General features: G+C 74.0%; 11 protein-coding genes. 2 read left to right on the top strand and 9 right to left on the bottom strand.

Annotated features, from left to right (window positions below; translation table 11 throughout):
• Window positions 1-96: 96 nt before the first annotated feature.
• The 4 genes from C593_RS0110225 to mshD all read right to left on the bottom strand — a co-directional run bounded on the left by C593_RS0110225 (window position 97) and on the right by mshD (window position 5484).
• Window positions 97-567: an NUDIX hydrolase gene (locus C593_RS0110225; RefSeq protein ID WP_078521359.1), complete on the bottom strand. Its 471-nt coding sequence runs from the start codon at window positions 565-567 to the stop codon at window positions 97-99.
• Window positions 564-2018: a CHAD domain-containing protein gene (locus C593_RS0110220; protein ID WP_018847204.1), complete on the bottom strand. Its 1455-nt coding sequence runs from the start codon at window positions 2016-2018 to the stop codon at window positions 564-566. The genes C593_RS0110225 and C593_RS0110220 overlap by 4 nt, the downstream gene beginning before the upstream one ends.
• The gene (locus C593_RS0110215; protein ID WP_018847203.1) at window positions 2005-4230 is read right to left on the bottom strand and encodes an RNA degradosome polyphosphate kinase; all 2226 of its coding nucleotides are present in this window, start codon (window positions 4228-4230) and stop codon (window positions 2005-2007) included. Before C593_RS0110215 ends, C593_RS0110220 begins: the two co-directional genes overlap by 14 nt.
• A gap of 330 nt (window positions 4231-4560) precedes the next feature.
• Window positions 4561-5484, bottom strand: coding sequence for a mycothiol synthase (gene mshD / locus C593_RS0110210; RefSeq protein ID WP_018847202.1), 924 nt, complete (start codon window positions 5482-5484; stop codon window positions 4561-4563).
• A gap of 238 nt (window positions 5485-5722) precedes the next feature.
• On the opposite strand from mshD, the gene C593_RS0110205 reads away from it, so the two are divergent.
• Both C593_RS0110205 and C593_RS0110200 read left to right on the top strand, forming a co-directional pair.
• Window positions 5723-7555 carry a bifunctional metallophosphatase/5'-nucleotidase gene (locus tag C593_RS0110205; RefSeq protein ID WP_018847201.1) on the top strand — a complete coding sequence of 611 codons (1833 nt, stop codon included), beginning with the start codon at window positions 5723-5725 and terminating at the stop codon, window positions 7553-7555.
• Window positions 7556-7685: 130 nt separating this feature from the next.
• Window positions 7686-8561 (top strand): phosphatidylinositol-specific phospholipase C, encoded by an 876-nt coding sequence (locus tag C593_RS0110200; protein WP_018847200.1) that lies wholly within the window; start codon window positions 7686-7688, stop codon window positions 8559-8561.
• Between the two features lie 83 nt (window positions 8562-8644).
• Here C593_RS0110200 and C593_RS0110195 read toward each other — a convergent pair whose 3' ends face one another.
• From C593_RS0110195 to C593_RS0110175, 5 genes are all read right to left on the bottom strand, one after another.
• Window positions 8645-10153, bottom strand: a complete 1509-nt coding sequence (locus C593_RS0110195) for a sensor histidine kinase (protein WP_018847199.1) — start codon at window positions 10151-10153, stop codon at window positions 8645-8647.
• Window positions 10150-10863 carry a response regulator transcription factor gene (locus tag C593_RS0110190; protein WP_018847198.1) on the bottom strand — a complete coding sequence of 238 codons (714 nt, stop codon included), beginning with the start codon at window positions 10861-10863 and terminating at the stop codon, window positions 10150-10152. The genes C593_RS0110195 and C593_RS0110190 overlap by 4 nt, the downstream gene beginning before the upstream one ends.
• Window positions 10864-10884: 21 nt before the next feature.
• Window positions 10885-12042 (bottom strand): trypsin-like peptidase domain-containing protein, encoded by a 1158-nt coding sequence (locus tag C593_RS29310; RefSeq protein WP_018847197.1) that lies wholly within the window; start codon window positions 12040-12042, stop codon window positions 10885-10887.
• A 156-nt stretch (window positions 12043-12198) separates the two neighbouring features.
• Entirely contained in the window at window positions 12199-13227 is a 1029-nt protein-coding gene (locus C593_RS0110180) for a LacI family DNA-binding transcriptional regulator (RefSeq protein ID WP_018847196.1), read from the bottom strand.
• Between the two features lie 23 nt (window positions 13228-13250).
• Window positions 13251-14030: a response regulator transcription factor gene (locus tag C593_RS0110175; protein WP_018847195.1), complete on the bottom strand. Its 780-nt coding sequence runs from the start codon at window positions 14028-14030 to the stop codon at window positions 13251-13253.
• Window positions 14031-14302: the final 272 nt, after the last annotated feature.

The following is a 14302-nucleotide window of genomic DNA, read 5'->3' as shown; positions in this document are numbered from 1 at the left end:
CGTTCGGCTGTGGCGGCCTGTCGGCACCGCGGCGTGTCGGGGAGCGCGGGGGCACGGGCCGGCGGGGCCCCGAAGGGGTGGGCCGGGCGGCCTCCGTCAGGCGTCGCGCAGGGCGTCGAGGAGGGCGTCGACGAGGTCCCGGTCGCGGGGCTGGGTGAGCCGGCGGCGGGCCGCGGCGGGCGGGAGCCAGGCTATGGCGTCGACCTCGGCGCTCGCGGCGAAGGAACCGGAGCGGGTCTCGGCTGCCCAGTAGGTGACGTGCTTGGGCCGTCCGTTGGCGAGGTAGCGCAGGGACGGGAGGCGGGCGCCGGGGACACAGCGGTGGCCGGTCTCCTCCAGCACCTCGCGCAGCGCGGCGGCGAGGGCGTCCTCACCGCGCTTGAGCTTGCCCTTGGGGTGCGACCAGTCGTCGTACTTGGGGCGGTGGACGAGGCAGATCTCGATGCCGGGGCCGCCGTGCGGGGCGTGCCGCCACAGGACGCAGCCGGCGGCCAGGACGGTGTCCTGCGCCTGGCCGGGGTCCTGGTGCGCGCCGGGGGCGGGGTGGGCGCCGTTACGGGCGGTCATGGCGCCGGCACCGCCGTCGTGGTGTGCCGCCACTCCTGCTGGAACGCGAAGCGGGCCGCCTCCACCTCGTGCCGCTGGTCCGCGTGGAGCACCCCGAGGGCGTACGCGGTGGCCGGGGCGATGCGCGGGGTGCGCGCGGCGGCGGCCGCGGCCTCGGCGGCCTCGGCCGCGTCCCGGTGGTGGTCGAGCAGCAGCGCGGCCCGGAGCAGGACCGGGGCGGCGCCCGGGCGGGCGGCCTCCTGGGCGTAGCGGTGCAGACGCAGCAGCCGGCGGACCTCGTGCCAGGGGGCGTCCTGCTGGGCGGCGTCGTCGGGTTCCGTGCCGAGGCCGCCGCCGAGGGCCTCCGCGTTGTAGGGGTGGGCGGCGCGGCTCAGGGGCAGCCGGGCGACGGCGTCCAGCAGCCGCCGCTCGGCCAGGCCGGCGAGGAGGGGCAGGGTCTCGTCGGCGGGCCCGGCGGGCCCGGCGGCCGCGGGGGCGAGCGGGAGGTCGGAGGCCAGGAGGGCGACGGCGTCCGCGACGGCGTGGAACCGGGCGGACCCGAGGGCGCCCAGCGCGGCGGAGTGGGCCCGGGTCCGGGCGAGCGTGAGCCGCCGCTCCAGCAGCGCCCCGGCCCGCGCGACCCCGACCGCGAGCGCCCCGCGCGCCGCCCCGGCGCGGGGCGGGGCGCCCGGGCCGCCGCCCCGGGGCCCGGGGGGCGCGGCCTCGCGGGGGGTGCCCGCGCCCGGGACCGGGTCCGCCTGGGACCCGGCCGCGTCCGCCGGGCCGCCGGCGGTGGGCGTGGTGGTCCGCGCATCCGCGGTCACCGGGCCCGCCGTGGCCCGTCCGGCGGGCCGGAGTGCCAGAACCGGGTGGTCCGCCGCGCCGCCGGCGGGGGCGGTCCCGGCCGCTGCCGGGTGCACGGCCGCGGCGCTGGCGCCGTCGGCCTGCGGGACGGTTCCGGCCCCGCTGCCGGCCGGTGCCGTCGGCGCGGCCCCGCCCGGTGCGCTCCCGCCGGGTGGGCTCCCCGCCGCGTCCCGCGCCCCGCCCGTGGCCGGTGCGCGCCCGCCGGGTGGGCCGCCCGCCGCGTCGCGGCCCAGCGGGCGCAGTTCCGCGCGGGCCGGGGGGACGGGGGAGGTGCCCGAGAGGCGGGAGAGCGCGTCCATCAGGCGCAGCAGGCGGGCCGTGCAGTCGTGTTCCTGGGCCAGGACGGCCGAGAGCCAGGACAGCTCCGTGCGCAGGCCGTCCGCCCAGGACGGGTCGAGCAGGGGCCGGAAGGTGGCGAGGGCTCCGCCGATCCGCCGAGACGACGCGCGCAGGGCGCGCGCCGCCTCCGCCGCGGCCGCCGTGTCCGCACCGCTCTCGCTGTGCAGGCGCAGGCTGCGCAGGAAGTCCGCCGCCTGCGTGTGCAGGTGGCGGGACAGCTGTTCACCCGCCGTGGCGGTGCCGCGGTGGGACGGTTCAGGGCTGTGCACGCCGGCGCCTCCGGGCGTCTATGAGCATCTCCTGCACATGCCGCAGCGGCTGCCCGTCCGGGTCGGTGGCGTGCCGGGTCCACGCGCCGTCCGGGCCGAGGTGCCAGGAGGCGGTGGAGTCGGACATGCCCGTCTCCAGGAACCGGGTCAGGGTCGCGCGGTGGGCCGGGTCGGTGACCCGGACCAGTGCCTCGATGCGGCGGTCGAGGTTGCGGTGCATCATGTCGGCGCTCCCGAGCCACACCTCCGGCTCGCCGCCGTTGCCGAAGGCGAAGACACGGGAGTGCTCCAGGAAGCGCCCGAGTATCGAGCGCACGCGGACGTTCTCCGAGAGCCCGGCCACCCCCGGGCGGATCGCGCAGATGCCCCGGACCCAGATGTCCACGGGCACGCCCGCCATGGCCGCCCGGTAGCAGGCGTCGATGATCGCCTCGTCCACCATGGAGTTGACCTTGATGCGCACGTATGCGGGGCGTCCGGCGCGGTGGTGGGTGATCTCCTGGTTGATGCGCTGGATCAGCCCGTCGCGCAGGGACTTCGGGGCGACCAGCAGCCGGCGGTAGGTCTCGCGCCGGGAGTAGCCGGAGAGCCGGTTGAAGAGGTCGGAGAGGTCGGCGCCGACCTGCGGGTCCGCGGTGAGCAGGCCCAGGTCCTCGTAGAGCCGGGCGGTCTTGGGGTGGTAGTTGCCCGTGCCGACGTGCGAGTAGCGGCGCAGGGTCTCGCCCTCCTGCCGGACCACCAGCGAGAGCTTGCAGTGCGTCTTCAGTCCGACCAGGCCGTAGACGACGTGGCAGCCCGCCTCCTCCAGCTTGCGCGCCCACTTGATGTTGGCCTGCTCGTCGAAGCGGGCCTTGATCTCGACGAGGACGAGGACCTGCTTGCCCGACTCGGCCGCGTCGATCAGCGCGTCCACGATCGGGGAGTCGCCGGAGGTGCGGTACAGGGTCTGCTTGATCGCCAGGACGTCCGGGTCGGCCGCGGCCTGCTCCAGGAACGCCTGCACGGAGGTGGAGAAGGAGTCGTAGGGGTGGTGCAGCAGCACGTCCCGCTCGCGCAGGGCCATGAAGATGTCGGGCGCGGAGGCGGACTCCACCTCGGCCAGGTCCCGGTGGGTGCCGGCGACGAACTTGGGGTACTTCAGTTCGGGCCGGTCCAGGGCCGAGATCCCGAACAGGGCGGTCAAATCCAGCGGCCCGGGCAGCGGGTACACCTCGGCGTCGGAGACCTTCAGCTCGCGCACCAGGAGGTCCAGGACGTAGGGGTCGATGGACTCCTCGACCTCCAGGCGGACCGGCGGGCCGAAGCGGCGGCGCATGAGCTCCTTCTCCAGCGCCTGGAGCAGGTTCTCGGCGTCGTCCTCCTCGACCTCCAGGTCCTCGTTCCGGGTGACCCGGAACATGTGGTGGGCCAGCACCTCCATGCCGGGGAACAGCTCTTCGAGGTGGGCCGCGATCACGTCCTCCAGCGGGACGTACCGCTGGGGGGACGCCTCCAGGAAGCGGGAGAGCAGCGGCGGGACCTTGACCCGGGCGAAGTGGCGGTGGCCGCTGACCGGGTTGCGGACGACGACCGCGAGGTTCAGGGAGAGGCCCGAGATGTAGGGGAAGGGGTGCGCGGGGTCCACGGCCAGCGGGGTCAGCACGGGGAAGATCTGCTGGCGGAAGAGGGTGAACAGGCGGGCCTGCTCCTTCTCCGTCAGCTCGGGCCAGCGGATCAGATGGATGCCCTCGTCGGCGAGGGCGGGGGACACGTCCTGCTGGAAGCAGGCCGCGTGCCGGGCCATGAGCTCGCGCGAGCGGGTCCAGATCAGGTCCAGGACCTCGCGCGGCTGGAGACCGGAGGCGGACCGGGTGGCCACGCCGGTCGCGATGCGGCGCTTCAGGCCGGCGACGCGGACCATGAAGAACTCGTCCAGGTTGGACGCGAAGATCGCCAGGAAGTTGGCCCGCTCCAGCAGGGGGGTGGCCGGGTCCTCGGCGAGCTCGAGGACGCGCTCGTTGAAGGCGAGCCAGCTCCGCTCGCGGTCGAGGAAGCGCCCCTGGGGCAGCTCGGTGCCGGTCGCCGGGTCGTCCTCGTAGGCGTCGGCGTCCGCGTCCAGGTCGGGTTCGAGGTCGGAGACGGTGGCGGCGACGGTGTGCGGCCGGTGCGCCGCTATGGACGCGACGGACGGCTGGGGGTGCTGGACCGGGACCTCGGCAGGCTGCTGGCTCATGGAGCCATTCTTCCGCGCGGAGAGGCTCGGCGGCGCGTCGGAGCGGGGCGGAGCGAGGGCTTTTCTCCCGTTCGGGGAGTCGGGCGCGGCGGTCTGCATCGACCGAGGGTCGCAAGGGTGTCTGAATGGCCGGTAACGACGACATGACGTACGGGCAAGCGGGACGGGGTCCGCGGGGGTCCGCCCGGGCCCGGGCGGACCGGGGCGGGGCCGTCCCCCGATCGGCCCCGCCCAGGTGGCGCCCCGGCCCCGGCCGTGCGTGGCCGGGGCGGGGCGGCGTCCCGGCCCGCCGCCCCCTGCGCGGTCGGCCCGCCCGGTGTGCGTGTGGGTCTACGACTCGGTGCGGTACATCAGGTCCACCTCGTGGGTGACGAAGCCCAGGTGCTCGTACACCCGCAGGGCCGCCGGGTTGTCCGCGTCCACGTAGAGCATCGCCGTGGGCAGGCCCTGGGCGGCGAGGTGGCGCAGGCCGGTCGCGGTCAGGGCCTTGCCGAGGCCGCCGCCCTGGGCGTCCGGGCGGATGCCCACCACGTACACCTCGCCCAGCTGCTCCTCGGCGTGGACCTTGGTCCAGTGGAAGCCGATCAGCTCGCCGTCGCGCTCGGCGAGGAAGAAGCCCCGCGGGTCGAACCAGGGTTCGGCCTCGCGGTCGTCGAGGTCGCGCCGGGTGAGCGAGCCCTGTTCGGGATGGTGGGCGAAGGCGGCGGCGTTGACCGAGAGCCAGGTCTCCTCGTCCTGCCCGGGGACGAACGTCCGGACGGTGACGCCCGGCGGGTAGTCGCGCGGCGGGACCGAGTCCGGGCCCAAGGGGCGGCGGAGCTGGCGAAGTTCGCGGAAGAGGGTGAGGCCGAGCACCTGCGCCAGGTGGCGGGCGGCCGGCTTCCCGCCGTGCGCCCACATCCGCAGCCGCTTGCCGGAGGCGTCCAGCAGTGCGGTGCCGAGCGCCCGGCCGTGGCCCCGGCCGCGGTGGCCAGGGACGACCACCAGCTCGGCGGCGGGGGCCTCGACCGGGTCGGTGTCCTCCAGTTGCGCGTAGCCGACCAGTTGCCCGTCCACGGTGAGCAGGAAGTGCCGGACGCCTTCCCGGGGGCCGCCGCGCAGCTGGAGGCGGCCCTGTTCGGAGACGGCCTGGGTGCCGTCGGAGCGGGCGGCCTCGGCGAGCAGTGCGAGGACGGCCTCGGCCTGGTCCGCGGTGAGTTCGTCGAGGGCGTGGATCTGCCGGCCGGGTCCCGGAATCACTGCGTCGATCGTCATGGGTCCACGGTACGGCGGCGGCGTCCGGGGAGGTGGGGCGCGCGCGGCGGTGGCACGGTCCCCCGGGCGGGTGAAGTGTCCGGTTCGGTCGTTTCCTGGGGGTCCGTGGGCGAAAGGCAACCAGGTCGTAACCCGCATCCCCTGTCGCGCTACGCGCGTTGACCCTAGGCTGCGGCCCGGCGGGCCGCCCGCGGGCGGCCCCCACCAACCCTCCACGCTGGAACTGACAAGGGGACAGATGTCAGCGAGACCCCATAACCAACGCGCGTCCCGGCGCACCCGGCGCCTGCTCGCCGCCGCCGCGGGACTGGCCACCGTCGGCGCCCTGGTCGCCGCCATGCCCGCCGGAGCCGCCCACGGCGACCGCCACGGCGGTGACCGGCACGGGCACCCCGCCAAGCCGCGCACGGTAGACGTGCAACTCCTCTCCTTCAACGACCTGCACGGCAACCTGGAGCCGCCGGCCGGCTCGGCCGGCAACGTCTCCGAGATCCAGCACGACGGCACCGTGAAGTCGATCCCGGCCGGCGGCGTCGAGTACCTGGCGACCTCGCTGCGCACCGCGCGCGGCGGCCACCCGTACTCGGTGACCGCGGCCGCCGGCGACCTCGTCGGCGCGAGCCCCCTGCTGTCCGGGCTCTTCCACGACGAGCCGACCATCGAGGCGCTCAACAAGCTGAACCTGGACGTCGCGGGCGTGGGCAACCACGAGTTCGACGAGGGCGCGGTCGAGCTGGCCCGCCTCCAGAACGGCGGCTGCCACCCGACCGAGGGCTGCTACGAGAAGGGCCGCACGTTCAAGGGCGCGGACTTCCCGTACCTCGCGGCCAACGTCACCAACGAGAAGACCGGCAAGCCGATCCTCAAGCCGTACACGGTCTGGCGGAAGAACGGCGTCCGAATCGGCTTCATCGGGGTCACGCTGGAGGGCACGCCGGACATCGTCAGCGCGAACGGCATCAAGGGCCTGAAGTTCCACGACGAGGTCAGGACCATCAACAAGTACGCCCGCGAGCTGGAGCGCAAGGGCGTCAAGTCGATCGTGGCGCTGATCCACGAGGGCGGCTTCCCGGCCTCCCCGTCGTACAACTACGACTGCGACTCGCCCGGTCCGGGCGACGGCATCTCGGGCCCGATCGCGGAGATAGCCAAGGGCATCACGCCCAAGGTCGACGCGCTGGTCACCGGCCACACGCACCAGGCGTACGTGTGCACCATCCCGGACCCGTCCGGCAAGCCCCGGATGGTCACCTCGGCCTCCTCGTTCGGCAAGCTCTACACGGACACCACGCTCACCTACGACAAGCGCACCCATGACATCGTGCGCACGGCGGTGACCTCGGCCAACCACGTCGTCACCCGCGACCAGCCCAAGGCCAGGGACATGACGGACCTGATCAGCCGCTGGAACACGCTGGCCGCGCCGATCGCGGGCCGTCCGCAGGGCTTCATCTCCGCCGACATCCCGGGCCGCGGCCTCACCGCGCCGGAGACCCCGCTCGGCGATCTGATCGCCGACGCCCAGCTCACCGGGCTCGCCCCGGCGGACAAGGGCGGCGCGCAGCTCGCGCTGATGAACCCGGGCGGCATCCGGTCCGACCTGGTCTTCAAGGCGTCCGGCAGCGAGGGGGACGGTGTGGTGACCTACGGCGAGGCGTTCACCGTCCAGCCGTTCACCAACATGATGAACGTGGTCGACCTGACCGGCGCCCAGCTGATCACCGCGCTCCAGCAGCAGGTCAGCGGCCCGAACGAGGCCGCCCCGAAGATCCTCCAGGTCTCGAGGGGCTTCACCTACACCCTGGACCTGACGAAGACCGGCGCCGCCCGGGTCGTCACGGACTCGGTCAGGCTGAACGGTGAGGCGATCGACCCGGCGAAGACCTATCGCGTCGCGATGAACGAGTTCCTCGCGGGCGGCGGCGACGGCTTCGCGGTCCTGAAGGAGCACAAGAACAAGCTGGTGGGCGCGTCCGACCTGGACATCTTCAACGCCTACCTGGCGGCCAACTCCTCGGCCTCCGCGCCGATCGCGCCGCCCGCCGCGGACCGGATCACCGTGGTCCGGTAGGTGCGGGCACGACCCGTGTGAGGGCGGGGCGGCCGGTCCGGCGTACGGACCGGCCGCCCCGCTCCGTGTGCGGACGCCGGAGGTGTGCGAACCCTGGTAAGAGTTGTCGTGTCCGCGACATACTCCGCGCATGGACCGACGCAGATTCCTCGCAGGCGCCGCGGCCGTCTCCGCCACCGCCCTGCTCGGCACCCCCCACACCGCCGTCGCCGCCCCCCGCCGCACCATCCTCTCCGTACAGGACTGGATGGCCGGGGCCGCCGACTCGACCCCCCTGCAACGACTCACGATCCCCGGCACCCACGACTCGGGCGCCCGCTTCGGCGGACCGTGGAGCGAGTGCCAGAACACCACCATCGCCCAGCAGTTGACCAGCGGCATCCGCTTCCTCGACGTCCGCTGCCGGGCCATCGACGGCTCCTTCGCCATCCACCACGGGCCCTCGTTCCAGAACATGATGTTCGGGGACGTGCTCATCGCCTGCCGCGACTTCCTCGCCGCGCACCCCTCCGAGACCGTGCTGATGCGGGTCAAGCAGGAGTACTCCGGCGAGAGCGACGCGGTCTTCCGGGCGATCTTCGACGACTACCTCGACCGCCGCGGCTGGCGTCCCCTCTTCCGGATCGGGGACGGGCTCCCGGCGCTGGGCGAGGCCCGCGGCCGGGTCGTCCTGCTCGGCGACAACGGCGGCCTGCCCGGGGTCCGGTACGCCGACGGCGCGCACTTCGACATCCAGGACGACTGGAACGCGCTGCCCGACCCCAAGTACGCCAGGATCCAGGCGCACTTCCGCAAGGCGGCGCAGCAGCCGGGGAAGCTGTTCGTCAACTACGTCAGCACCTCGGCGTATCTGCCGCCGCGCTGGAACTCGGACAACCTCAACCCCCGGGTGCACCGCTTCCTCGACGGCGAGGCGAGCGGCTGGCGGGGGCTGGGGATCGTGCCCATGGACTACCCCAACACCCGTGCCGGGCTGGTGGAGTCACTGATCCGCCACAACGGCTGAGGGGGGCGGGCGGCCGGACCGCGCCGCGCCCCGGCAGGGCGAGCGGGCACCGGCCCCTCCGGCGGGCCCGGCCCCGCGCCCGCTCAGCAGCCCGTCGTGGACGGTGGCGGCGTCGGGGCCCCGGGCAGCCGGATCGCGACCCGCGTCCCGCCGCCGTCCGCCCCGGTCAGCACCACCTCGCCGCCCGCCTGCTGCACCGTCCGCGCCACGATCGACAGGCCGAGGCCCGAGCCGGGCAGCGAACGCGCCGACGGGGAGCGCCAGAACCGCTCGAAGACATGCGGCAGTTCCTCGGCCGGGATGCCGGGACCGTGGTCGCGCACGGTCAGTTCGCCCTCCCGCAGCCGTACCTCGACCCGGCCGCCGGGCGGCGAGAACTTCACCGCGTTGTCCAGGACGTTGACCAGCGCCCGCTCCAGGGCCGCCTGTTCGCCCCGGACGTACCAGGGGGAGAGGTCCGCCGCGAAGTCCAGCTCCGGGCCGCGCAGCCGGGCCCGCTCCAGGGCGCCCTCCGCGATCTCGTGCAGTGCCACCACCTGCACCTGACGGCCGGGGGCGGCACCCTGCGGACGGGACAGTTCCTGGAGGTCGCCGATGAGCGCGGCCAGCTCCGTCATCTGCGCCTTCACCGAGGCGAGGAGTGCCCTGCGGTCCTCCGGCGGGATCGCCCGCCCCGTCTCCTCGCTGCGTGCCAGCAGCTCGACATTGGTCCGCAGCGAGGTCAGCGGGGTGCGCAGCTCGTGCCCCGCGTCCGCGATCAGCTGCTGCTGGAGGTCCCGGGAGGAGGCGAGCGCGGCCGTCATGGAGTTGAACGAGCGCGACAACCGGGCGATCTCGTCGTCCCCCTCCACCGGGATCCGCACGCTCAGGTCCTCGGTCCGGGCGACGTGCTCCACCGCCCCGGTGAGCCGGTCCACGGGCGACAGCCCGGCCCGCGCCACCCACAGCCCGGTCGCCCCTGCGCCGACGACGCCGATCCCGGAGACCAGGAGCAGCAGCAGCGCGAGGTCGCCGAGGGTCCGCTCGGTCTCCTTCAGCGGCGCCCCGATGGACAGGGCGGTGCCCTGCACCACGCCCCCGCCGATGCTCCCGTCCGGGCCCTGGTCGAGGACGACCGGCACGGTCAGCACCCGCACCGGGTCCCCCTCGGTGTCCGTGGCGTTGTGCAGGCTCTGGAACTCCGGATCGGCACGGCGGGCCACCTCCCGGTCCTCCCCGGTCACGCGCAGGGTGCCCATGGAGTCGCCCGAGATGACGCAGGGGTCGCTCTCGCCGGCCCGCACGAGTTGGTAGTAGTAGTCGCGCGGCGGGGCGAACTCGGTCTGCGGCGCGGCCTCGGAGGGGCAGCTCCGCAGCGCCGCGGCGATCGCCCCGGCCCGGAGGTTCAGCGTCTGCCGGTTGCTCTGGAGCCTGTTGTCCACCTCGTCGTACAGCTTGCCGCGCACCACGAACCAGCAGGCCACCGATACGGCCGCGACCGCGAGGGCGACCGCCGTCGCCACCAGCAGCGCGAGCCGGGAGCGCAGCGGCAGGGCGCGGAAGCGCCCGAGGGGCCCCCGTCGCGCGGGCCCCGGCGTGGTGGGCCCGCTCACTCCGGGCCGTCCGCGCGGAGTGCGTAGCCGACCCCCCGGACGGTGTGCACCAGGCGCGGTTCGCCACCGGCCTCGGTCTTGCGCCGCAGGTACATCACGTACACGTCCAGGGAGTTGGAGCTGGGCTCGAAGTCGAAGCCCCAGACCGACTTGAGGATCTGCTCCCGGGTGAGGACCTGCCGGGGGTGGGCCATGAACAGTTCGAGGAGGGTGAACTCGGTACGGGTCAGCTCCACGCGGCGTTCGCCCCGGGTGACCTCCCGGGTGGCGAGGTCCATCCGCAGATCGGCGAAGGCCAGCACGTCCTCGTCGTCGGCGGCGTCCCGCGCGGCCGCGTAGGAACTGCGGCGCAGCAGGGCCCGGACACGGGCGAACAGCTCGTCCAGCTCGAAGGGCTTGACCAGGTAGTCGTCCGCGCCGGCGTCCAGGCCGGTGACCCGGTCGCCGACGGTGTCGCGCGCGGTGAGCATCAGGATCGGCACCCGCGAGCCCGCGGCGCGCAGCCGGCGGGCCGCGGTCAGGCCGTCCATCCGGGGCATCTGGATGTCGAGCACGATCAGGTCCGGTCCGTACGCCTCCGCCCGGGTGAGGGCGTCGATCCCGTCCACCGCCGTCTCGGTGGCGTAGCCCTCGAAGGCGAGGGAGCGACGGAGGGCCTCGCGCACGGCGGGCTCGTCGTCGACGATCAGGATGCGCTCGCCTTCACTCATGCGGTCCAGACTCCCACGCCGTCAGTCGTTCCCGCCGGAGCGGAGGGCGTCCAGGTCGGCCTTGACGGTGTCGATCGGGATGGCGAAGCCGAGGCCCACGCTGCCCGCGGTCGAGCCGTTCGCGGAACTGGGTGAGTACATGGCCGAGTTGATGCCGATGATCTCCCCGTTCATGTTGATCAGCGCGCCGCCGGAGTTGCCCGGGTTGAGGGAGGCGTCGGTCTGGATGGCCTTGTAGGTGGTGGTGGAGTCGCCGGTGTCGCCGTTGAACTCCTGGCCGCCGAACTCGAACGGCCAGTCCTGCCGGGAGTCCTGGCGCGGCTGCCGCGGCTCGTCCCTGGCCACGGTCACGTCCCGGTCGAGGGCCGAGACGATGCCGCTGGTGACCGTGCCGGTCAGGCCCTCGGGGGAGCCGATGGCGACGACCTCGTCGCCGACCTTCACGTCCCCCGAGTCGCCGAGCGCCGCGGCCTTCAGCCCGGAGGCGCCGCGCAGCTCGATCAGGGCGAGGTCCTTGCCGGGGTCGGTGCCGACGACGTCGGCGGTGAAGGTCCGGCCGTCGCTGAGGCGCACCTTCACGGTGTCCGCGCCGGAGACGACGTGGTTGTTGGTGACGATCTCCCCGCCGGAGGTGATGATCACTCCGGAGCCGGTGGACCCACCGGCGGAGGTGGCGGCGCTGATCTCCACGATGCTCGGCGACACCGCCTGGGCGACGCCGGCCACGGTGCCCTTGCTGGACTGCGAGACGTTCGTCCCGGTGACCGGACCGCCCGTGCCACCCGAGGCCCGGTCGCCGAGGAACTGGTCCACCAGGAGGGAGCCGGCGCCGCCGACGGCACCGGCCGCGATGGCGACGGCGGCGATCAGGGCGACGGGCCGCTTGGCGCGGCGGCGCGAGGCGGGTGCGGCCGGGGCGACCGGGCCGCCGGCGGCGGTCCGGAGCGTGCCGCCCGGGTCCGGCACGTAGGCGGAGCCGCCGTCGCCGGGCCAGACGGTGACCGGGGGCCGCGGGGGCTCCTGGGGCGGCGGGGGGAAGCCCGCGCCGTCCGTCTGCGTGCGCGGGGCCGCGTACGGGTCGCCGTGCGGGGCGGGGGCGCCCGCCCACGGGTCGCGGGCGGGCTGCTGCGGGTACGGACGGCCGGTGTCGTCGCCGCTTCGGCGGTGGTCTTCGCTCATGCCGTCGACTCTGGAGCCCGTAGATGAGAGCCGTCTGAGACGCCACTGAGAAGCCCGGAAGAACCCCGTATGCCCGGGATAAGGAACCGACCCCGGGGTGCGCCGCCCATGGTCCGGGCGGGCCCGGCAGATCATGCGCCCCGGGCCAGGTAGCCGCTACGGCTCGCCGCAGCCGCAGGAGCGGCGGATCACCAGGCCCGACGGGAACTGCTTCACCCGCTCGCGACGGGAGCCGGCCACCCGGAGGCCGTCGTCCAGGACCAGATCGACGGCCGCCCGGGCCATCGCCGGGCGGTCGGAGGAGACGGTCGTGAGCGGCGGATCGGTGAGCGCCGCCTCCTTGACGTCGTCGAAGCCGGCCACCGCCAGCTCCCGCGGCACGTCGATGCGCAGTTCGCGGGCGGCCCGCAGCACACCGAAGGCCTGGTCGTCCGTGGAGCAGAAGATCGCGGGCGGCCGCTCCGGACCGGACAGCAGCTTCAGCGCGACCTGGTACGCGTCGTAGCGGTTGTAGGGCGCCTGGAAGAGCCGGCCCTCGGTGGACCGGCCCGACTCCCGCATGGCGCGCCGCCAGCCCTCGACGTGGTCCGCGACCGGGTCGCCGACCTCCGGGGTGTTCTCCACGCCGCCGAGGCAGGCGACATACGCGTGGCCGTGCTCCAGGAGATGCCGGGTCGCGAGCTGCGCTCCGCCGATGTCGTCCGTCACCACGGCCACGTCGTCGATCGCCTCGGGTCTCTCGTGCAGCAGCACGACCCGCGCGTCCCACGCCTCGATCTCGGCCGCGGCCCGCTCGCTCGGCCCCTGGCTGACCAGGATCAGCCCGGAGACCCGCATACCGAGAAAGGCCCGCAGGTAATGGACCTCGCGCTCGTCGCGGTAGTCCGAATTGCCGACGAGCACCATTTTCCCGCGTTCGGCGGCGGCCTGTTCGACCGCGTGCGCCATTTCCGCGAAGAAGGGCTGCCGGGCGTCCGGCACGATCATGCCTATGAGGTCCGTCCGCCGCGAGGCCATCGCCTGCGCGACCCGGTCGGGCCGGTAGCCCAGCTCCTTGATCGCGGCGAGTACCCGCTCGCGCGTGGCCGGGGCGACCGGCCGGGGTCCGTTGTTGATGACGTAGCTGACGACGGCGGTCGAAGTACCCGCCAGTCGCGCAACGTCGTCCCGCGTCACCTTGGCCACGCGCGAAGTCTACGCGGGGTGACCTACCTCTGGGCAGGGCGTACGGCGGCTTCCTCGGCAGCCGCCTCGTCCTCCGTGTGGGTGACCGCCGCGGCGGCCTTCGCCTTGGCCTCCTCGGCCGCGCGTTCGACCTTCTCCGGGGCGACGAAGCGGTACCCGACATTCCGGACGGTGCCGATGAGGGACTCGTGCTCGGGACCGAGCTTGGCGCGCAGCCGCCGTACGTGGACGTCGACCGTCCGGGTGCCGCCGAAGTAGTCGTAGCCCCAGACCTCCTGGAGGAGCTGGGCGCGGGTGAAGACCCGGCCCGGGTGCTGCGCGAGGTACTTGAGCAGCTCGAACTCCTTGAAGGTGAGGTCGAGCACCCGGCCCTTGAGCTTGGCGCTGTAGGTCGCCTCGTCCACGGAGAGGTCGCCGTTGCGGATCTCCATGGGGGAGTCTTCCGCGGTGATCTGCTGGCGGCCCATGGCGAGCCGCAGCCGTGCCTCGACCTCGGCGGGCCCCGCGGTGTCCAGCAGGACGTCGTCGATGCCCCAGTCCGCGGTGACGGCCGCGAGACCGCCCTCGGTGACCACCAGGATCAGCGGACAGCCCGGCCCGGTGGAGCGCAGGAGCTGGCAGAGGGAGCGCACCTGCGGGAGGTCCCGCCGGCCGTCGATCAGGATGACGTCGGCGCCGGGGGTGTCCACGAGGGCGGGGCCCTCGGCGGGGGCGACCCGGACGTTGTGGAGCAGCAGTCCGAGGGCGGGCAGCACCTCGGTGGAGGGCTGGAGGGCGTTCGTCAGGAGCAGCAGAGAGCTCATCGCGTGTCACCCGCCCGGTTCGCCCTGCGGTGGTCGTCTGGGGGTCGGTTGCCGGTCCTGTGCTCGGTTCGCTCGTCCATGACGTCGGTTCCTCCTCGGTCCCTGCGAGGACGCCTGCGGCACTGCTTTCTCACTGCTTCGTGACTGCTTCGTACGCGGTGCTTCTGTTCCGCGCTGTGTTCCGCGCCTCTGTCCCGTGCTTCTGTCCGGCGCTTCTGTCCCGCACCGGCTCCCGCGCGCCTGGAAGCCGGTGTGAGCTCTTGTTCACCTGG

The sequence above is a fragment of the Streptomyces sp. CNT372 genome (genome assembly GCF_000377145.1).
Note: the sequence above shows the minus strand (reverse complement) of the source record. Positions and strands in the feature narration are given on the sequence as shown.